The following is a 17,333-nucleotide window of genomic DNA, read 5'->3' as shown; positions in this document are numbered from 1 at the left end:
GGCACGTCCGCGACCGGGGGGCCGACCCCGACCGGCCGACCACCCGCAGCTACGAGCACCGTCGTGGCATCGGGTACCACGCCGACCCGACCGACGTCGTCGCCCTGCTCTGCGTCCGGCCGGCCCGCAGCGGCGGGCTCAGCACGGTCGTCAGCTCGGTGGCGGTGCACAACGAGGTCGTGCGCACCCGCCCCGACCTGGCCCGGCTGCTCTACCAGCCGTGGTGGTACGACCGGCGCACCGGCGACGGGCCGGACAGCTTCGCCCAGCGGCCGGTGTACACCCGCGACGGCGACCGCCTCGCCGCCCACTACGGGCCGGACTACATCCGCTCGGCCCAGCGGGGCGCGCACGTGCCGCCGCTGACCCCGGCGCAGCGGGAGGCGATGGACGTCCTGGACCGGCTGCACGCCGACTCGCGGTTCGTGCTCGGCATGGACCTGCGGGCCGGGGACATGCAGTTCCTCGACAACGGTGTCGTGGTGCACGCGCGCACCGCGTACGAGGACCATCCTGAGCCGGAGCGGTGCCGCGACCTGATCCGGCTCTGGCTGGACACGGGCCGGAACTGACCCGCTCACGTCGGCCGGGCGGTCACTCGCCCGTGCGGCCGTCGATCAGCTCGCGGACAACTCGGCCACGGCCTCCCGGTAGAAGTCGAGGTAGGTGAGGAAGAAGGCGGGCACGTCGGACGACGGCCCCGGCGGCAGCAGGCTCATGGCCGGGAGTCTGGGCCACGGCCGGTCACCGTGGGCGGTGTCCCCCGGTGACCGGCACGGTGCTCAGGCGCAGCCGCGATACTGCAACGAGGCGTCCTTCATGTACGCCCACAGCGGCAGGCCGTTCCACCAGTCGTAGGTCAACGTCCAGCCGTTGGAGGTGTTGCCCGTCGGACCCGTCACGACCTGCCCGTAGCGGCGGGTGCCGTACAACGTCGCCTCGTTGGGCTCGGTGTACATCCCCGCGTAGTCCCACACGACGGTGAAGCTGCTCGTCGTGCAGGCGGCCTGCGCGGCCCCGGCCGGCCCGGCGACCGCCAGCGCCGTCGCCGCCACGGTCGTCGCGACGCAGCCGGCCGTGAACCGCAGCAGACGCCGTCGAATCGTCATCCCAACCTCCATCGGATCGTCGGACATGGATGTTCCTCCGGGAGGCTACCGCCGCGTCGCCCGCCCCGCAGTCCACGCCGTCGGGCGACGTAAACCCCTCGACCCCGGCGCTACGGTGGGCCAATGATCGAAATTCGAACCGAGCGGCTGGTGCTGCGGGGCTGGCGGGACAGCGACCTGGAGCCGTGGGCGGCGATGAACGCCGACCCGCAGGTGCGCGAGTTCCTCGGCCCGGTGCTGACCGCCGAGGAGTCCGCCGCGTCCGCCCGCCGCTTCCAGGCGGACCTCGACGCCAAGGGCTACGGGTTCTGGGCCGTCGAGGTCCGCGACACCGGCGGGTTCGTCGGCTTCGCCGGCCTCGACGACGTCGACGAGGGCATGCCGCTGACCGGGGTGGAGATCGGCTGGCGGCTGGCCCGCCCCGCCTGGGGCCACGGCTACGCCACCGAGGCCGCCCGCGCCGTGCTGCGCCACGGCTTCGACACCTGCGGACTGCCCGAGATCGTGGCGATCACCACCGTCGGCAACGTGCGTTCCCAGGCGGTGATGCGCCGCCTCGGCATGACCACCGACCCGGCCGAGGACTTCGACGACCCCGAGGTCGAGTCGGGTCCGCTGCGCCGCAGCGTGCTGTACCGCCTGCGCGCGGACTCCTGACCACACAGGCCGGGTCAGCCGCGCAGGCGGGCCTGGAGCGTGTACGTCTGCGGCAGCCGCCAGGGCCGGTCGGCGAGCCGCCACTCGCCGGGCCCGGCGCGTTCCGTCCGCCCCGGCAGGGCGTCCCACGGTGCGCTGTCGTGCTCGGCGAGCATGGTCAGCTCGAACCCCGCGTCCAGCAGGGCGGTGACGATTTCGCCGAGCCCGCGGTTCCATTCGTGGGTCACGTTGTGCGTGAACGTCTCCTCGGTCGTGACGTACGTCCCCGTGGCCTGGAACACTGTCGGCTCCGGCCGCTCGAAGTACGGGAACTCGACGGTGAGCAGCCCGTCGGGGCGGGCGTCGTCCAGCGCCCACAGCATCGGGTGGCCCTCACGCAGGAACAGCCGCCCGCCGGGGCGCAGGAGCGCGGCGACCACCGACGCCCAGCGGCGGATGTCCGGCAGCCAGCACAGCGCCCCGATGCCCGTGTAGACCAGGTCGAAGCCGCCCGGCTCCAGCGCCGTCGCCGCGTCGTACACGTCGGCCTCGACGAAGTCGACCGCCGCGCCGGTGCCGGCGGCGAGGCGGCGGGCCTCGGCCAGGGCGGTGGGGGAGAAGTCCAGCCCGGTCATCCGGGCCCCCAGCCGGTGCAGCGACACGGTGTCGGTGCCGATGTGGCACTGCAGGTGCACCCCGCGCAGGCCGGTGAGGTCGCCCAGGCGCGGCTGGTCGAAGCGGACCACCTCGCTGAGGTGCCCGGGGTCGGCGAGGAACCGGGCCAGGGCGTAGTCCGGCGACTTGGCGTGGGCGGGCGCCCGCTCGTCCCAGCTGGCCCGGTTGATGTTGCGGTAGTCCGTCACGGCGCGACGGTCCCACACCCACCGCTGCGGGTTCAACGGGGATTCACGGGACGGTGACGACCTCCGGCCTGTGCCAAAATCATGATCATGGACACGGGGATCACCACCGCGGACGCCGCGGGCACCTGGACGTTGGGCGACCGCACCGTCAACCGGATCGGCTTCGGCGCGATGCGGCTCACCAGCACCGCCGACGGCCGGCCCAGCGACCGGGACAGGGCGACAGCGGTGCTGCGCCGGGCCGTCGAGCTGGGCGTCAACCACATCGACACGGCCGCCTTCTACTTCTCGTCGCTGCGCTCCGCGAACGAGCTGATCAACGCGGCCCTCGCGCCGTACCCCGACGACCTGGTCATCGCCACCAAGGTCGGGCCGGGCAAGGACCCGTCCGGGCAGTGGCTGCCGCTGGCCCGGCCGGACGAGCTGCGCGGCCAGGTCGAGGAGAACCTGCGTCAGCTCGGCCGCGACCACCTCGACCTGGTGAACCTGCGCCAGGCCGGCCTGGAGTCGGTCGCCGAGCACTTCGGCGCGCTCGCCGAGCTGCGCGACGCCGGCCTGATCCGGCACCTCGGCATCTCCAACGTCCGCCCGCACCACCTGCCGCAGGCGCAGGCCGTCGCCCCCGTGGTCTGCGTGCAGAACGCGTACGGCCTCGGCTTCCGGCCCCGCCACGACCAGTTCGTCCGCGACTGCGCCGCGCAGGACGTGGCGTACGTGCCGTTCTTCTCCATCGCCACCACGGGCCGGGAGGCCGGCGCGAGCGGCGACGAGCACCCGGAGGTCCGCGCGGTCGCCGCCGCCCACGGGGTGTCCACCGCCCAGCTGCGGATCGCCTGGGCGTTGCACCGCAGCCCGAACATGCTGGCCATCCCCGGCACCGGCAACCCCGAGCACCTGGTCGCCAACGTCGCCGCCGGGGCGCTGCGGCTCACCACCGAGGACCTGGCCCGGCTGGAGGCCGTGCACCAGCACGGCGAGTGACGCCCCGGGCCGTCCGGCACCGATGGCCGCCCGTCGGTGCCGCACCCGGCCGGACGGTGTGACAGCGTGTCGGGGTGAACGATTCCGCGCCGGTCGCCGTCGACCTCGCCCTGGTCGGCGGCGGCGGGGCCGGGTCCCTCGTGCTGGCCGCCCTGCACCGGCGCGGTGTGCGGGGGCTGCGGGTCGCGGTCGTCGACCCGGTGCGCAAGCGCGGCCAGGACCGCACCTGGGCGTTCTGGGGCCGCCCCGGCGCGGACCTGGACCCACTGCTCAGCGCGAGCTGGGACCAGGTCGAGGTGACCACCCCGGCCCGCCGCCGGGTGCTCGACCTCAGCCCGCTGCGGTACGCCATGCTGCGCTCCGCCCCGGTCTATGCCCGGGCCGCCGAGGCCGAGCGGCACCTGGGGGCGAGGCGGATCGACGCGGCGGTGACCGGCCTGGACGACGACGGCACCGGGGTCCTCGTCCGGGGCGCCGACGGGGTCCCGCTGGCCCGGGCGTCCTGGGTGCTCGACTCCCGCCCCCGCCCGCCGGCCCGGCCCGGCCGCACGTCCTGGTTGCAGCACTTCCGTGGCTGGTGGGTGGAGTCCGGCGGGCCGCTGTTCGACCCCGCCCGGGCGGTGCTGATGGACTTCCGCACCCCGCAGCCCGGGCGGGGCGTCTCCTTCGGCTACGTGCTGCCGGTCAGCGACCGGTACGCGTTGGTCGAGTACACCGAGTTCTCCCCGGACCGGCTCACCGACGACGGGTACGACCGGGCGTTGCGCGGCTACCTCGGCCGGCTCGGCCTGGACCCGGCCGCGCTGACGGTGCGGGAGGTGGAGGACGGGGTGATCCCGATGACCGACGCCCCGTTCCCGCGCCGCCCCTCGCCCCGGGTGGTCCGCCTCGGCACGGCCGGCGGCGCCACCCGCCCCTCCACCGGGTTCACCTTCTCCGCCATGCTGCGCCAGGCCGACCAGGTGGCCCGCGCGCTGGCCGCCGGTCGGCCGCCGGTGCCCGCGCCCGCGTACCCCCGGCGGCACCTGTGGATGGACGCGGTCGCGCTGCGGGCCCTGGACAGCGGCCGGGTCGGCGGCCCGGAGTTCTTCGACCGGCTGTTCGACCGCAACCCCGCCGAGCGGGTGCTGCGCTTCCTCGACGGCGACACCTCGCCGGGGGAGGACCTGGCGGTGATGCGGTCCAGCCCGCTGCTGCCGATGACCTCCGCCGTCGTCGGTGACGCCGCCGGGCGGCTTCGTGGCCGACTGCGCCGCCCCGCCGGCTGACCCGTCTCCGGGGCCGGGGTCGGGTCAGCCGAGGCGCGCGGCGACCGCGTCGCGGATCGTGAGGCGCAGCCGCTGCAGCGGGTCGCCGTCGCCGACCGCGAGCCGGTTGCGCGTCGCCGCCACGGTGAGCCCCAGGTCCGGGTACGCGAACGCCAGACTGCCCCCGCTGCCGGCGGCACCGAACGACCCGTCGACGTCCACGGCGTAGCCGAGCCCCCAGGCCGCTTCCTGGCCGAAGACCCACTCCGGGCCGCGGACCGCCACCGCGGTGGCCGCCCGCAGCCGCTGCGGCGAGACCAGCCGTACGCCGTCCACCTCGCCGATCAGCGCCGCGTACATCCGGGCGGCGGCCCGGGCGGTGAGGGTGCCGACGGAGGGCACGTCAACGGCGAGCACGTCCGGGCGGGCGGCGAGGCCGGCGTCCGGGCGGACCCCCGGTGGGGCGACCCGGTCCAGGTGCGGCAGCTGGCCGGCGAACGCCTCCAGCATCGCCGAGAGGTTGCCGTCCTCCATCCGGGCCAGCCGGCCCTGCCCGGCCAGCGGTACGCCGAGGAGCAGTTCCCCGGCCACACCGAGCGGCGCGGCCACGTCCTCGGCGAGGACCTCGCCGACCCGGCGGCCGGTGACCCGCCGGACCACCTCGCCGACGATCCAGCCGAACGTCCACGCGTGGTACGCCAACCGCTCGCCCGGGGCCCACAGCGGCGCGGAGTCCGCGACGATCGCGCACATCCGGTCCCAGTCGGCGAAGTCGTCGAGGATGGTGTCGGGCGGCAATGCCGGCAGGCCCGCCGTGTGGGTCAGCGCGTGACGCAGCGTGATCCGGTCTTTGCCGTGCCGGGCGAACTCGGGCCACACGTCGGCGACGCGCAGGTCGTAGTCGAGCTGCCCCTGTTCGGCGAGGACGTGCACGACCGTCGCGGTCAGGCCCTTGCCGGTGGATACGCCGTACACGGGGGTGTCGGCGGTCATCGGCCGGCCGGTGGTGGTGTCGGCGACGCCGCACTGCTCCTCGACGATCGGCTCGCCGTGCAGGTACGCCGCCACCTGCACCCCCGCCTCCCGTCCGGAGGAGACGAGCCCGTCGATGGTGTCGCGCACTTCGGCCCGCAGGCCGTCGAAGCGTCCGGTCATGGTGAGGCAGCCTGCCAGAGGGCCGCGTCCGGCGTCGCCCGTTTTCGTCGGTCCGGTCCACGGGGGCACCGGGCGTACCCGGTAGGTTGCGGGCATGGTGGACGCGGCGGCCGACAGGGTCGTGGAGATCTGGACCGACGGGGCGTGCAGCGGCAACCCGGGCCCGGGCGGCTGGGGCGCCCTGTTGCGCTACGGCACCCACGAGCGGGAGCTGTGCGGCGGGGAGGCGACGCCGACGACCAACAACCGGATGGAGCTGATGGCCGCGATCCAGGCGTTGGAGAGCCTGACCCGGCCGGTCACCGTGCGGTTGCACACCGACAGCACGTACGTGCGTAACGGCATCACCAGCTGGCTGGCGGGTTGGAAGCGCAACGGCTGGTTGACGGCGGCGAAGCAGCCGGTCAAGAACGCCGACCTGTGGCAGCGGTTGGAGGCAGCCTGCGCCCGGCACCGGATGACCTGGCTGTGGGTGAAGGGGCACAACGGCCATCCCGAGAACGAGCGGGCCGACGCTCTGGCCAACCGGGGGATGACCGAGGCCCGGTCGGTGACCGCGACCCGGTGAGGTCCTGCGGCCTTGTGTCGATCTGCATCGATAGGTAACGTTGCGGATCGATTGCGTCACTCACAGTTGTCACGGGAGGTGTCCGCGTGACCGCGACCGCCGCTACCGACCTGCCCCTCTGGCCGCCGATCAACCCCGACCACGGCCCGTTCGCCCTGCTCGACGAGGAGGAGCGGGGCCGCCTGGACGAGCCCGTGACCCGGGTCCGGCTGCCGACCGGCACCACCGCCTGGCTCGTCACCCGTCACGCCGACGTGCGTCAACTGCTGCGCCACCCCGCCTTCAGCGCCAATTTCGAGAAGCCGGGCTTCCCGCTGCTGCGTCCGTTGCCGCCCCAGTCCGACCTGGACCGTCAGGGCGGCTTCATCCGGATGGACGGCGACGCGCACACCCGGCTGCGCCGGATGCTCACCGCCGAATTTATGATCAAGAACGTCCGGCGGATCGAGCCGCTGATCGAGCAGACCGTCGACGAGGCCCTCGACGACCTCCAGGCCGCCGGCCCGCCCGCCGACCTGGTCGAGGCGTTCGCTTTGCCGGTGCCCTCGATGGTGATCTGCCACCTGCTCGGCGTCCCGTACGCCGACCACGGCTTCTTCCAGGCCCGCAGCCGCACCCTGCTCGACCGCACTACGCCCGTGGAGCGGGTCCGCACCGAGGTCCGGGAGCTGCGGGCCTACCTGCGCGAGTTGGTCCTCGCCCGGCACGCCGACGCGGACGCTTCCACCGACCTGATCAGCCGGCTGGTCCGCGACCAGGTGGCAACCGGCCGGCTCTCCGTCGACGAACTGGTCGGCATGGCGCTGCTGCTGCTCGTCGCCGGCCACGAGACCACGGCCAACATGATCGGCCTGAGCACCCTGCTGCTGCTGCGCGAGCCGGGCGGCCTCGACGCGCTGCGCAAGCATCCGGACCAGGCCCCCGCGCTGGTCGAGGAGCTGCTGCGCTACCTCAGCGTGATCCGCACCGGTCTGCCCAGGCTGGCCCTGGAGGACGTCGAGATCGGCGGCCGGCTGATCCGGGCGGGGGAGGGCGCGATCGCCGTGCTGTCACTGGCCAACCGCGACCCGGAGGTCTTCGGGGTCGCCGACGAGTTCGATCCCTACCAGCAGGCACACCAGCACCTGGCCTTCGGGTTCGGGGTGCACCAGTGCATCGGTCAGCCACTGGCCAGGGCCGAGCTGCGGATCGCCCTGGTCGAGTTGGCCCGCCGCTTCCCCGGCCTGCGCACCACCGCGACGCCGGAGCAGCTGTCCACCCGCGAGACGTCGGTCGTGTTCGGCCTCAACAGCCTGCCGGTGACGTGGTGACCGGGGGCGGCACGATGCGGATCGAGGTGGACCGGGACCGCTGCTGCGGGTCGGGCAACTGCGTGCTCGCCGCACCCGAGGTCTTCGACCAGGACGAAGCCGACGGCTTGGTGCTCCTGCTCCGCTCCGCCCCGCCCCCCGAGGCGGCCGATCGCATCCACCGGGCCGCCGACCTCTGCCCAGCCGGCGCCATCCGCCTCACCTGACCCCCGGTGATCGCTGCGGCGCCGGGGGCTTAGGTTTCGCGGCTGGGGTCGGTGGGTCCGGAGACGGCGTCGACGTCGTAACCGGCGCGGCTGGTCTCCCGTGCGGGGCGGGCGTTCTCGGCCGGCAGGTCGGCGAAGTCGTCCCCGGTGTCCTCGGTCGTGCGCAGCGACTCGCCCGGCGGTCGCAGGGACGCCTCGTAGGCGGTCGCGCCGTCGGGCTCGTCGCTGCTGGCTCGGTCGAAGCGTTCCTCACTGGTCATGCCGCAGTCCTGCCCGCCCCGGCCGGCGGCAAACGTCCCCCGGCTGCCCGCACCGCCCAGATCGCCGGGCAAGATCGCGCTCGAACACGGAAATACTGGCCTCCGTCGCGGCGGGAGGCCACTATTTCCCGGATCGAGCGCGATCTTGCGGGCGGGTCTTCGGCCCGGCTCGTCACCGGCGGCGGCCACCGCCCGCCGGACCGCCGCCGTTGCGGTGGGTCCCGCGGGGCTGCCGTGGCGCGGCGGGGCGGCGGACCGGGGTGACCGGCAGGGACCAGTGCGCCGGCCGGGCCAGTGCCGGCGGCAGCCCGGTCCGGTGGTCGCCGCGGGCCGCGTCGGCCTGCGACTGGTGCAGGAACAGCGCACGCCGCAGGTCGGCGCCGCGCAGGTCGGCGCCGCGCAAATCCGCCCCGGTGAGGTCGGCGAGGGAGAGGTCCACGTCGCGCAGGTCCGCGCCGAGCAGGACGGCACCGCGCAGGTTCGCCCCGACCAGGTCGACCCGCCGCAGGTCGGCGGCGACCAGTACGGACCCCCGGCGGTCGAGCCCGGCCCGGTCGCCCCGGGCCAGCTCACCGGCCCGGGACAGCAGCGGGTTCACCCGCCCCCGGTGCGCGTCGACGTCCAGCCCGAGCAGCTCCTGCGGGCTGCCGGCCGTGAGCCGCCGGGTCTGCGCCACCGCGACGCCCAACTCCTCGCGTAGCGGGCCGGGCGGGGTCAGCGCGACTGCCTCGGTCAGGTACCACAGCAGCTCGTGCAGCGGACGCATGACCGCGAACGTGTCGAACATCCGCGCCGCGGTGTCCGGGGCGGAACGCCAGTCCCGACCGGCGAAGGTGACCTGGGCGACCTGCTGTCCCGCTCCGAAGCAGTCGAAGACGGTGCACCCGGGAAAGCCGCTGGCCCGCAGGTCCCGGTGGATGCCGCAGCGGAAGTCGCCGCCCAGGTTAGGGCAGGGCCGCCCGGCCGGCTTGTCGACGGCGAAGTCCGCCGACGCGGCGAAGGCGGGCGCCACGCAGCACAGCCCGAAGCACCGGGAGCAGTCCGCCCGCAGGTCGCCCCCGGTGGACGGCGACGGCGTGGGCTGGGGCGTTCCGGACACGGTGGGTGTCTCCTACGGGGTGAGGCGCCGGGGCGGCCCCTCGGGTTCCCCCATTGTCCTGCCGGCCCCCGTGCGCGCGGGCCGGGGGTGCCGGCGGTCACGGGGGCCGGGTCGACGTCCTCCTTCCCGGTCATCCGGGGGCGGGCTGCCCCACCGCCCCGGACCGCCCCCGCCGCCGGGGCAGGTGTGGCCGGCCGCGTGGCGGGTAGCCGCCGCCCATGGAACTGGTCGAGGAGTCGCCGTTCCGGTTCCGGATCGACCGGCGCGACCCGATGCGGGTGCCCGGCGTCGTCTTCGCCTCCCGTGCGCTGCTTCCCGACGTCGGCGCGGACCGGTCTCTCGAGCAGGTGGCGAACGTCGCCACCCTGCCCGGCATCGTCGGCGCCTCGTACGCGATGCCCGACGTGCACTGGGGGTACGGCTTCCCGATCGGTGGCGTCGCCGCCACCGACGTCGCCGCAGGCGGGGTGGTGTCCCCGGGCGGCGTCGGTTTCGACATCTCCTGCGGGGTGCGGTTGCTCGCCGCCGACCTGGACCGGGCCGACCTGCCCCGGCTGCGCGACGCGCTGATGGACGGCCTCGACGCGGCGGTCCCGCGCGGCATGGGCCGGGGCGCGGTGTGGCACCTGACCGACCGGGCCGAGCTGGACGCGGTACTGCGCGGCGGCTCCCGGTACGCCGTGGAACGCGGCCACGGCGTCCCACGTGACCTGGACCGGTGCGAGGATTTCGGCGTGGTCGACGACGCCGACCCGGCCCAGGTCAGCGAGCGGGCCGTGCAGCGCGGCCAGGGGCAGGTCGGCAGCCTCGGCTCGGGCAACCACTTCCTGGAGGTGCAGGCCGTCGACGCGATACACGACGAGGCGGTGGCGGCGGCGTTCGGGCTGCGCGCCGGCCAGGTCGTCGTAATGATCCACTGCGGGTCGCGTGGGCTGGGCCACCAGATCTGCACCGACCACGTCCGGGCGATGGAGCAGACGATGCCCCGGCACGGCATCGAGGTGCCGGACCGGCAGCTCGCCTGCGCCCCGGTCGACTCCGCGCAGGGGCGGGCCTACCTCGGGGCGATGGCCGCCGCCGCGAACTACGCCCGGGCGAACCGGCAGCTGCTCACCTCCGCCGCCCGCCGGGTGTTCCGACGGGTCACCGGCAGCGGGCTCGACCTGGTGTACGACGTCTCGCACAACCTCGCCAAGGTCGAGACGCACGGGGTGGACGGCGTCGACCGGCGGCTCTGCGTGCACCGCAAGGGCGCCACCCGCGCCCTGCCGCCCGGGCATTCCGATCTCCCCGCCGACCTGCGCGCCGCCGGTCAGCCGGTGCTCATTCCCGGCTCGATGGGCACCGCCTCCTACGTGCTCACCGGGGTGGCCGGCGGCCCGGCGTTCGCGTCCACCTGCCACGGCGCGGGCCGGGTCCGCAGCCGCAGCCAGGCCATGAGGACGGTGCGGGGGCAGGAGCTGCGCCGGGAGCTGGAGGATCGGGGCATCGCGGTGCGCGGGGCATCCTGGCGAGGGCTGGCCGAGGAGACGCCGGAGGCGTACAAGGACGTCACGGCCGTGGTGGACGTCGCCGAGCGGGCGGGTCTGTGCCGCCGGGTGGCCCGGCTGGTGCCGCTGGGCGTGGTCAAGGGTTGATTCCCGGCCCGGGCCGCGGGTCCGGTCCCGCGCGGACCGGCAGGTCACACGTCCAGGGTCACCGCGCAGGACCAGCCCGCCTCGTCCCGGCCGAAGCGCAGCCCGTGCAGCGACACGGCCTTCGGCACCGCGCCGCCCGGCTCCGCCGCGTCGGCGGCCACGACCCGCCACCGCACCCGCAGGCCAGCGCCGGGAGAGGCGGTCACGTCCGTCGAGACCGGCAGCACCCCCTCGGTCTCCAGCCGGAAGATCACCTCGTCGAGGACGGCCACCAGCAGGTCCCCGTCGTCACCGGCCGGGACGTCGAACGTCGCCTCGGCGCCCTCGCCCGCGCCGGCGGTGTCGGCGAAGGTCTCCACCATCGCCGACACCGCCTCGGCCACGCAGCCCTCCCGGTCCGGCGCCCAGGCCTCGATCCGCACGTCGGCGGTGTGCGGCACGGCCCGGTGGCCCCGCCCCGGTCCTCGTTCCATGCCCCGATCATCTCGGGCCCGGCGCGGTGCCGCCGGGAAACCGGGTGCGCCCGTCAGGCCGTCGTGGTCGCCCGTCGGACCTCCTGCACCAGCCACCCGTTGCCGTCGGGGTCGCTGAACGACAGGTAGGAGGCGTAGTCGCGTCGCTGCGGGTCCGGGCCTGCAACCCGCACGCCGCCCTCCTCGAAGTGGAAGATCTCGCTCGCCGGCAGCCCGCGCGTCAGCAGTTCCTCGCGCGCCACGTCGAGGTCGGTCACCACCAGGTGCAGGCCGCCGACGCCGCCCGCTCCGTCCGGGTCGCGCATCAGCGCGATCGAACACGCCGACCCCGGCGGGGTGAGCTGCACGACCCGGAAGTCCTCGCCGGAGCGGATGTCGACGTCCAGCCGGAACCCGGCGCGCTCCAGGTAGAACTCCTTGGCCCGGTCCACGTCGGACACCGGCACCACGACGAGTTCGAGCGTGAAGTCCATGTTGCAGCCCCCTGGCCTCGATGAGCGGTTCTGTCCGGTACGGCGGCGGCTCAACCGTCAAGCCCTCGGGACATCGACGATCTCGTCTGCCCTTGTGCGAATCGTGCCGGGTCGGGTGCGGCTGCGGCACCCTCCGGTCGGTCGTACCCGGGTCAGCCGTCGAACCCGACCGAGCCGCCGTGGGCCTCCGGAAGGCGCCTCAGCCGGCCGGGGGCACCGCGCCCCGGTAGACGCCGGCGAGCCAGACGTCGAGCAGGACGTCCACCACGTCCCGCTCCGCGACGGCCGGCCCGTCGGCGGCGAAGGTGGCGTACCAGACCCGCTCGTTCATCGAGGTCAGCGCGATCGCCAGGTCCCGGGCCGGCAGGCCGTCCGGGGCCGCGCCGCGCCGCCGCTCCGCCGTCACGGCGGCCTCGACGGACTGCACCCAGCGCTCCAGCACCGCGGCCCACAGCCGGCGCACCTCGGCGTTGGTGCCGCGCACCTCGGCGCAGGCCCGTACCACCGCGCGGTGCGCGCCGAACGTCTCGTGGAACCGGTGGATCAGCTCCCGCCACCGGGCCCGCGGGTCCTCGGCCAGCCGGACCAGCACGTCACCGGCCGCCGCGTCGGCCTCCTCGGTGACCCGGTCCAGCAGGGTGAGCAGCACCGCGTCCTTCGACGGGAAGTAGAAGTAGAACGTCGGCCGGGAGATGCCCGCGCCCCGGGCCAGGTCGTCGACGGAGATCTCGCCGAACGGCCGCTGGGTGAGCAGGCGCTCGGCGGTGGCCAGGATGGCCGACTGCCGGTCGTCCCCGGTCGAGCGGGCCGCCCGCCGGCCCCGCGTCCCGGCACCGCGTCCGGGCGTACGGGCGGTGGCGGTCATGAGCGCAGATGCTACTACCTCGACACCGTGTCGATTCCACTCGACAGTGCGTTGACCGACGTCGACGGCGCTGGATAGGGTCCGATCCACCACCCCTGCGACGGGAGACGCGCGATGGCCCCCGACCACGTCGACGTGTTGATCGTCGGCGCCGGCCTCTCCGGCGTCGGCGCCGCCTGTCACCTGCGCCGCAACCGCCCCGGCAGGACGTACGCGGTGCTGGAGGCGCGCGGCGCGATCGGCGGCACCTGGGACCTGTTCCGCTACCCGGGCATCCGGTCGGACTCGGACATGTTCACCCTCGGCTACTCGTTCAAGCCGTGGACGAACCCGTTGGCCATCGCCGACGGCGACTCGATCCGCGCCTACGTCCGCGAGACGGCCCGCGAGTACGGCGTCGACGAGCACATCCGCTTCCACCACCGGGTGCTCGCCGCCGAGTGGGACAGCGCGAGCGCCTGCTGGACGGTGCGCGCCCACCGCGACGACACCGGCGAGGACGTCACCCTCACCTGCGCGTTCCTGTTCACCTGCTCCGGCTACTACCGCTACGACGCCGGCTACACCCCGGACCTTCCCGGCGTGCGGGCGTACACGGGGCGGCTGGTGCACCCGCAGCACTGGCCCGCCGACCTCGACCACACCGGCAAGCGGGTGGTGGTGATCGGCAGCGGCGCGACCGCGGTGACCCTGGTGCCGGCCCTGGCCGAGCGGGCCGCCCACGTCACCATGCTTCAGCGCTCACCGACGTACGTGATCGCGCTGCCCTCGCGCGACGCCCTCGCCGACGCGCTGCGCCGCTTCCTGCCCGCGAAGGCCGCGTACCCGGTGGTGCGGTGGAAGAACGTGCTGTTCGGCACGGCCACCTTCCAGCTCAGCCGCCGCGCGCCGAGGCTGGTGAAGCGGTTCCTGCGGCGGGCGGCGAGGGGGCGGCTGCCCGCCGGCTACGACGTCGACCGGCACTTCTCGCCCCGTTACGACCCGTGGGACCAGCGGCTGTGCGTGGTCCCCGACGGCGACCTGTTCACCGCCCTCGGGCAGGGCCGGGCCTCGGTGGTCACCGACCGGATCGAGACCCTCACCGCCACCGGCCTGCGGCTCGCCTCCGGCGCGGAGCTGACCGCCGACGTCGTGGTCACCGCCACCGGCCTCAACCTGCTCGTCCTCGGCGGCATGACGATCACCGTGGACGGCGAGCGGGTCGACCTCGCGCGGACGGTGGCGTACAAGGGGATGATGCTCTCCGGCGTGCCGAACTTCGCGTTGACCATCGGCTACACCAACGCCTCCTGGACGCTCAAGGCCGACCTGGTCGCCACCTACGTCTGCCGGCTGCTCACCCACCTCGACGCCACCGGCCAGCAGGTCGTCACCCCGCTCGCCCCCGCCACGGGCGACCTGGAGCCGCTGATCGACCTGAAGTCCGGGTACGTGCTGCGCAGCGTCGACGCGCTGCCCAAGCAGGGCGCGGCGGCGCCGTGGCGGCTGCACCAGAACTACGCCCGGGACGTGCTGCTGATGCGGCACGGCCGGCTCACCGACGCCGGGGTGCGCTTCTCCCGCGCGGGCGAGGCGGTCACCACCGGCCGGCGGGATTCAGCCGGCACCCCCGCCGGCTGACCGGGCACCCCGCCGACCGAGTAGAGGAGACCGACGTGCGCAGGTTCGACTTCGCGGCCGGAACGGCCGTGGTCACCGGGGCGGCCAGCGGCATCGGCGAGGCCCTCGCCCACGGCCTTGCCCGGCGCGGCGCCGAGCTGGTCCTGCTCGACCGGGACGCCGACCGGCTCGCCGCCGTGCTGGCCGCGGTCCGGGCCGACCACCCCGACCGACCGGTCACCACCCACCTCGTGGACCTCGCCGACGCCGCCGCGACCACCGCGGTGGCCGAGGAGATCCGCCGGCGCCACCCCCGGGTGCGGCTGCTGGTCAACAACGCCGGCGTCGCCCTCGGCGGCCGGTTCGACCAGATCACCCTCGACGAGTTCGGCTGGGTGGTCGACGTCAACTTCCGGGCCGTGGTGCGGCTGACCCACGCCCTGCTGCCCGCCCTGAAGGCCGAGCCCGGCGCGCACCTGGTCAACGTGTCCAGCCTGTTCGGGCTCATCGCCCCCGCCGGGCAGACCGCGTACGCGGCGAGCAAGTTCGCCGTCCGCGGCTTCACCGAGGCGCTGCGCCACGAGCTGGTCGACGACGGCATCGGGGTGACCTCCGTGCACCCGGGCGGCATCCGCACCCGCATCGCGCAGAGCGCCCGGGTCGGCAGCGGCGTGCCCGCCGAGGAGTTCGAGGCCGGCCGTCGGCAGTTCGAGAAGCTGCTCTCCATCGACCCCGCCGTCGCCGCCGAGGTCATCCTGCGCGGCGTCGAGCGCCGTCGGGGCCGGGTGCTGATCGGCTGGTCGGCGAAGCTGCCGGACCTGCTGGCCCGGCTCGCCCCCGCCTCGTACGGGCGGGTCATCGCCCTCGCCCTCAACCGCGCCCCCCGGCCGCCCGCGTCCCGCCGTCCGGCCGGGCCGCCCACCTCCCCGGTGCCGGCGGACGGCCCCGGCGTGACCGGACCGGACAGCCGGACAGGGCAGTCGGCGTGACCGGGCGGGGCGACACGACCCTCACCGTCCGGGGGCGGGCGGTCCGCTGCCGGGTGGCCGGGCAGGGCCCGCCGGTGGTGCTGCTGCACGGCATCGGCCGCACCCTCGCCGACTTCGCCGAGCAGCACGACCTGCTCGCCCGCGACCACCGGGTGGTCAGCCTCGACCTGGCCGGGCACGGCGGCTCCGCACCGCTGGACGAGCCGCACACCCTGCCGGCGCTGGCCCGGGCCACCGCCGACTGCCTCGACGCCCTCGGCGTCGACCGTCCCGCCCACCTGGTCGGCAACTCCCTCGGCGGGGCGGTCGCGATGCGGCTGGCCGTCGACGACCCGGCCCGCGCGGCCAGCCTGGTCCTGGTCAACAGCGCCGGATTCGGCGCGGAGGTGACGATCGCGCTGCGCCTGCTGGCACTGCGCCCGCTCGGCCGGCTGCTGCTGCGGCCGAGCCGGGCCGTGATCCGGCGCACCGAGCGGGCCCTGTTCCACGACCGGCGACACGTCACGCAGGCGCGCCTCGCCGAGGCCCTCGCGGCGGCCCGCCGACCGCACGCCGCCCGGGTGATGCTGGACCTCGCCGGCAGCCTCGGCACGTTCCGCGGCGTCGCCCCCGGGTGGCGCGCCGAACTGCTCGACGCCGTGGCCCGGCTGGACCTGCCCATCCTGGTGGTCTGGGGCGACCGCGACCTGATCCTGCCCGCCGCGCACCTCGCCGCCGCCCGTGCCCGGCTGCCCCTGGCCCGCGCCCACCTGTTCGCCGACACCGGCCACCTGCCGCAGGTCGAGCGGGCCGAGGAGTTCCACCGGCTGGTCACCGACTTCTGGGCCGACCACCCCGCGCCCGGCTGAGGGCGGTCAGGGCGGGCTGCCGCCGCGCTTGTCCTCCTGGGCCAGCACCGCCTCCCGCACCTGCGGGTCCTCGCGCTCGGCCAGCTCCGCGGCGAGCCGCGGATCGCCGGCCAGTCGTCCCCGGTTGCGGTGCAGAAAGGCGTCGAACCCCCCGGTGTACGGGCAGGCCAGGTCGCCGAGCACGGCGTCCGGCCGGTACCGGCAGCCGCCGCAGTAGTCGCTGAGCTCGTCGATGTACCGGCCGTCGACCGCGTACGGGCGGGTGTCCACCCGGCCCAGGTCGGCGTACCGGCTCATGCCGACCACCGTCGCGTTCATCACCCAGTCGGCGCCGTCGACGAAGCACCCCTTGAACCAGTCGGCCAGCTCCGCCGGCCGCCAGCCGCGCTGCAACGCGTAGTTGCTGAGCACCAGCAGCCGCTGCGAGTGGTGCGCCCAGGCCCCGTCCCGCACCCCGGCCAGCACGTCGGCCAGGCAACGGGCCTCGACCGCGTCGGCGTCCAGGTCGGCGAACCAGCCCGGCAGCGGCTCGGTCGCGGCCAGCCAGTTGCCGCCCCGGAACGCGGGCTCGAAGTACCAGTAGAGCTGCCAGAGGAACTCCCGCCAGCCGAGCAGCCCTCGGACGAACGGCTCCACCGCCGACAGCGACGCGGTCCCGTCGCGCCACGCGCCCTCGGCCGCCCGGATCGCCTCCGCCGGGTCGAGCAACCCCAGGTTGAACGACGACGACAGCACGCTGTGCGCCAGCGTCGGGTCGCCGACGCTCATCACCTTCTGGTAGCGGCCGTGGTCGGGCAGCCGGTGCCGGACGAAGTGCCGCAGCCGGGCGTCGGCCTCGGCGTGCGTGGCGGGGTGGCGGCGCGGCCCGTCTCGGCCGACGAACCGCATCCCCTCCTTCTCCCACCGGTCCAGATCGTCGCGTACCTCCGCGTCGATCTCGTCCTCCACGATCGGCGGGGGAGCGGGGGCGACCGTGCCGCCGGAGCGCCGGGGCCGGCGCGGCACCCGCCCCGGC

Annotated in this window: 20 protein-coding genes; 11 read left to right on the top strand and 9 right to left on the bottom strand. The window is 75.0% G+C overall.

What is annotated here, in order from left to right; translation table 11 throughout:
- A partial coding sequence (locus ABT023_RS27655; RefSeq protein WP_350889478.1) for a TauD/TfdA family dioxygenase occupies window positions 1-572 on the top strand: 572 nt, incomplete at its 5' end.
- A 210-nt stretch (window positions 573-782) separates the two neighbouring features.
- Here ABT023_RS27655 and ABT023_RS27650 read toward each other — a convergent pair.
- Entirely contained in the window at window positions 783-1,109 is a 327-nt protein-coding gene (locus ABT023_RS27650) for a hypothetical protein (protein WP_350889476.1), read from the bottom strand.
- Window positions 1,110-1,232: 123 nt separating this feature from the next.
- On the opposite strand from ABT023_RS27650, the gene ABT023_RS27645 reads away from it, so the two are divergent.
- On the top strand, window positions 1,233-1,766 hold the full coding sequence (locus ABT023_RS27645) for a GNAT family N-acetyltransferase (RefSeq protein WP_350889474.1): 534 nt from the start codon (window positions 1,233-1,235) through the stop codon (window positions 1,764-1,766).
- A 14-nt stretch (window positions 1,767-1,780) separates the two neighbouring features.
- Here ABT023_RS27645 and ABT023_RS27640 read toward each other — a convergent pair whose 3' ends face one another.
- Window positions 1,781-2,608 (bottom strand): class I SAM-dependent methyltransferase, encoded by an 828-nt coding sequence (locus ABT023_RS27640; protein WP_350889473.1) that lies wholly within the window; start codon window positions 2,606-2,608, stop codon window positions 1,781-1,783.
- 87 nt (window positions 2,609-2,695) lie between these two features.
- On the opposite strand from ABT023_RS27640, the gene ABT023_RS27635 reads away from it, so the two are divergent.
- Both ABT023_RS27635 and ABT023_RS27630 read left to right on the top strand, forming a co-directional pair.
- Window positions 2,696-3,589, top strand: a complete 894-nt coding sequence (locus ABT023_RS27635) for an aldo/keto reductase (RefSeq protein WP_350889471.1) — start codon at window positions 2,696-2,698, stop codon at window positions 3,587-3,589.
- A 74-nt stretch (window positions 3,590-3,663) separates the two neighbouring features.
- Entirely contained in the window at window positions 3,664-4,857 is a 1,194-nt protein-coding gene (locus ABT023_RS27630) for a lycopene cyclase family protein (RefSeq protein WP_350889470.1), read from the top strand.
- Window positions 4,858-4,881: 24 nt separating this feature from the next.
- On the opposite strand, the gene ABT023_RS27625 is transcribed toward ABT023_RS27630, so the two are convergent.
- Window positions 4,882-5,991 carry a serine hydrolase domain-containing protein gene (locus tag ABT023_RS27625; protein WP_350889468.1) on the bottom strand — a complete coding sequence of 370 codons (1,110 nt, stop codon included), beginning with the start codon at window positions 5,989-5,991 and terminating at the stop codon, window positions 4,882-4,884.
- Window positions 5,992-6,085: 94 nt separating this feature from the next.
- Here ABT023_RS27625 and rnhA point away from each other — a divergent pair, with 94 nt between their 5' ends.
- The 3 genes from rnhA (at window position 6,086) to ABT023_RS27610 (ending at window position 8,075) form a co-directional block, all read left to right on the top strand.
- On the top strand, window positions 6,086-6,559 hold the full coding sequence (gene rnhA, locus ABT023_RS27620; protein ID WP_350889466.1) for a ribonuclease HI: 474 nt from the start codon (window positions 6,086-6,088) through the stop codon (window positions 6,557-6,559).
- An 86-nt stretch (window positions 6,560-6,645) separates the two neighbouring features.
- A complete protein-coding gene (locus tag ABT023_RS27615) occupies window positions 6,646-7,869 on the top strand; it encodes a cytochrome P450 (protein WP_350889465.1) in 1,224 nt (407 codons plus the stop codon).
- A complete protein-coding gene (locus ABT023_RS27610) occupies window positions 7,863-8,075 on the top strand; it encodes a ferredoxin (protein ID WP_502890770.1) in 213 nt (70 codons plus the stop codon). The genes ABT023_RS27615 and ABT023_RS27610 overlap by 7 nt, the downstream gene beginning before the upstream one ends.
- A 29-nt stretch (window positions 8,076-8,104) precedes the next feature.
- On the opposite strand, the gene ABT023_RS27605 is transcribed toward ABT023_RS27610, so the two are convergent.
- Window positions 8,105-8,335, bottom strand: coding sequence for a hypothetical protein (locus tag ABT023_RS27605; protein ID WP_350889463.1), 231 nt, complete (start codon window positions 8,333-8,335; stop codon window positions 8,105-8,107).
- A gap of 172 nt (window positions 8,336-8,507) precedes the next feature.
- Entirely contained in the window at window positions 8,508-9,434 is a 927-nt protein-coding gene (locus ABT023_RS27600) for a pentapeptide repeat-containing protein (RefSeq protein ID WP_350889461.1), read from the bottom strand.
- 218 nt (window positions 9,435-9,652) lie between these two features.
- On the opposite strand from ABT023_RS27600, the gene ABT023_RS27595 reads away from it, so the two are divergent.
- Window positions 9,653-11,071 carry an RtcB family protein gene (locus tag ABT023_RS27595; protein ID WP_350889460.1) on the top strand — a complete coding sequence of 473 codons (1,419 nt, stop codon included), beginning with the start codon at window positions 9,653-9,655 and terminating at the stop codon, window positions 11,069-11,071.
- 44 nt (window positions 11,072-11,115) lie between these two features.
- On the opposite strand, the gene ABT023_RS27590 is transcribed toward ABT023_RS27595, so the two are convergent.
- From ABT023_RS27590 to ABT023_RS27580, 3 genes are all read right to left on the bottom strand, one after another.
- Window positions 11,116-11,544 carry an archease gene (locus ABT023_RS27590; RefSeq protein WP_350889458.1) on the bottom strand — a complete coding sequence of 143 codons (429 nt, stop codon included), beginning with the start codon at window positions 11,542-11,544 and terminating at the stop codon, window positions 11,116-11,118.
- A gap of 53 nt (window positions 11,545-11,597) precedes the next feature.
- Entirely contained in the window at window positions 11,598-12,017 is a 420-nt protein-coding gene (locus ABT023_RS27585; protein ID WP_350889457.1) for a VOC family protein, read from the bottom strand.
- Between the two features lie 199 nt (window positions 12,018-12,216).
- Window positions 12,217-12,882 (bottom strand): TetR/AcrR family transcriptional regulator, encoded by a 666-nt coding sequence (locus tag ABT023_RS27580; protein ID WP_350889455.1) that lies wholly within the window; start codon window positions 12,880-12,882, stop codon window positions 12,217-12,219.
- A gap of 114 nt (window positions 12,883-12,996) precedes the next feature.
- Between ABT023_RS27580 and ABT023_RS27575 the strand changes: the two genes are divergently transcribed.
- From ABT023_RS27575 to ABT023_RS27565, 3 genes are read left to right on the top strand one after another with little or no spacing between them, the layout of a single operon-like run.
- Complete coding sequence (locus ABT023_RS27575) at window positions 12,997-14,502, top strand: flavin-containing monooxygenase (RefSeq protein WP_350889453.1); 1,506 nt, start codon at window positions 12,997-12,999, stop codon at window positions 14,500-14,502.
- A gap of 35 nt (window positions 14,503-14,537) precedes the next feature.
- Window positions 14,538-15,470: an SDR family NAD(P)-dependent oxidoreductase gene (locus ABT023_RS27570; protein ID WP_350889452.1), complete on the top strand. Its 933-nt coding sequence runs from the start codon at window positions 14,538-14,540 to the stop codon at window positions 15,468-15,470.
- A complete protein-coding gene (locus ABT023_RS27565; RefSeq protein ID WP_350889450.1) occupies window positions 15,467-16,318 on the top strand; it encodes an alpha/beta fold hydrolase in 852 nt (283 codons plus the stop codon). The genes ABT023_RS27570 and ABT023_RS27565 overlap by 4 nt, the downstream gene beginning before the upstream one ends.
- A gap of 6 nt (window positions 16,319-16,324) precedes the next feature.
- Here the strand turns inward: ABT023_RS27565 and ABT023_RS27560 are convergent.
- A partial coding sequence (locus tag ABT023_RS27560) for a cryptochrome/photolyase family protein (RefSeq protein ID WP_502890769.1) occupies window positions 16,325-17,333 on the bottom strand: 1,009 nt, incomplete at its 5' end.

Source organism: Micromonospora sp. NPDC002296, from assembly GCF_040296145.1.
Lineage (GTDB): Bacteria > Actinomycetota > Actinomycetes > Mycobacteriales > Micromonosporaceae > Micromonospora.
This window is presented reverse-complemented; position numbering and strand designations above follow the sequence as displayed.

Excerpts from the sequence above, each read along its gene's own strand:
- ABT023_RS27645 (WP_350889474.1), top strand. The coding sequence starts at position 1,233 with ATGATCGAAATTCGAACCGAGCGGCTGGTGCTGCGGGGCTGGCGGGAC.
- ABT023_RS27625 (WP_350889468.1), bottom strand. The coding sequence starts at position 5,991 with ATGACCGGACGCTTCGACGGCCTGCGGGCCGAAGTGCGCGACACCATC.
- ABT023_RS27635 (WP_350889471.1), top strand. The coding sequence starts at position 2,696 with ATGGACACGGGGATCACCACCGCGGACGCCGCGGGCACCTGGACGTTG.
- ABT023_RS27575 (WP_350889453.1), top strand. The coding sequence starts at position 12,997 with ATGGCCCCCGACCACGTCGACGTGTTGATCGTCGGCGCCGGCCTCTCC.
- ABT023_RS27650 (WP_350889476.1), bottom strand. The coding sequence starts at position 1,109 with ATGACGATTCGACGGCGTCTGCTGCGGTTCACGGCCGGCTGCGTCGCG.
- ABT023_RS27585 (WP_350889457.1), bottom strand. The coding sequence starts at position 12,017 with ATGGACTTCACGCTCGAACTCGTCGTGGTGCCGGTGTCCGACGTGGAC.
- ABT023_RS27580 (WP_350889455.1), bottom strand. The coding sequence starts at position 12,882 with ATGACCGCCACCGCCCGTACGCCCGGACGCGGTGCCGGGACGCGGGGC.
- rnhA (WP_350889466.1), top strand. The coding sequence starts at position 6,086 with ATGGTGGACGCGGCGGCCGACAGGGTCGTGGAGATCTGGACCGACGGG.
- ABT023_RS27605 (WP_350889463.1), bottom strand. The coding sequence starts at position 8,335 with ATGACCAGTGAGGAACGCTTCGACCGAGCCAGCAGCGACGAGCCCGAC.
- ABT023_RS27595 (WP_350889460.1), top strand. The coding sequence starts at position 9,653 with ATGGAACTGGTCGAGGAGTCGCCGTTCCGGTTCCGGATCGACCGGCGC.
- ABT023_RS27590 (WP_350889458.1), bottom strand. The coding sequence starts at position 11,544 with ATGGAACGAGGACCGGGGCGGGGCCACCGGGCCGTGCCGCACACCGCC.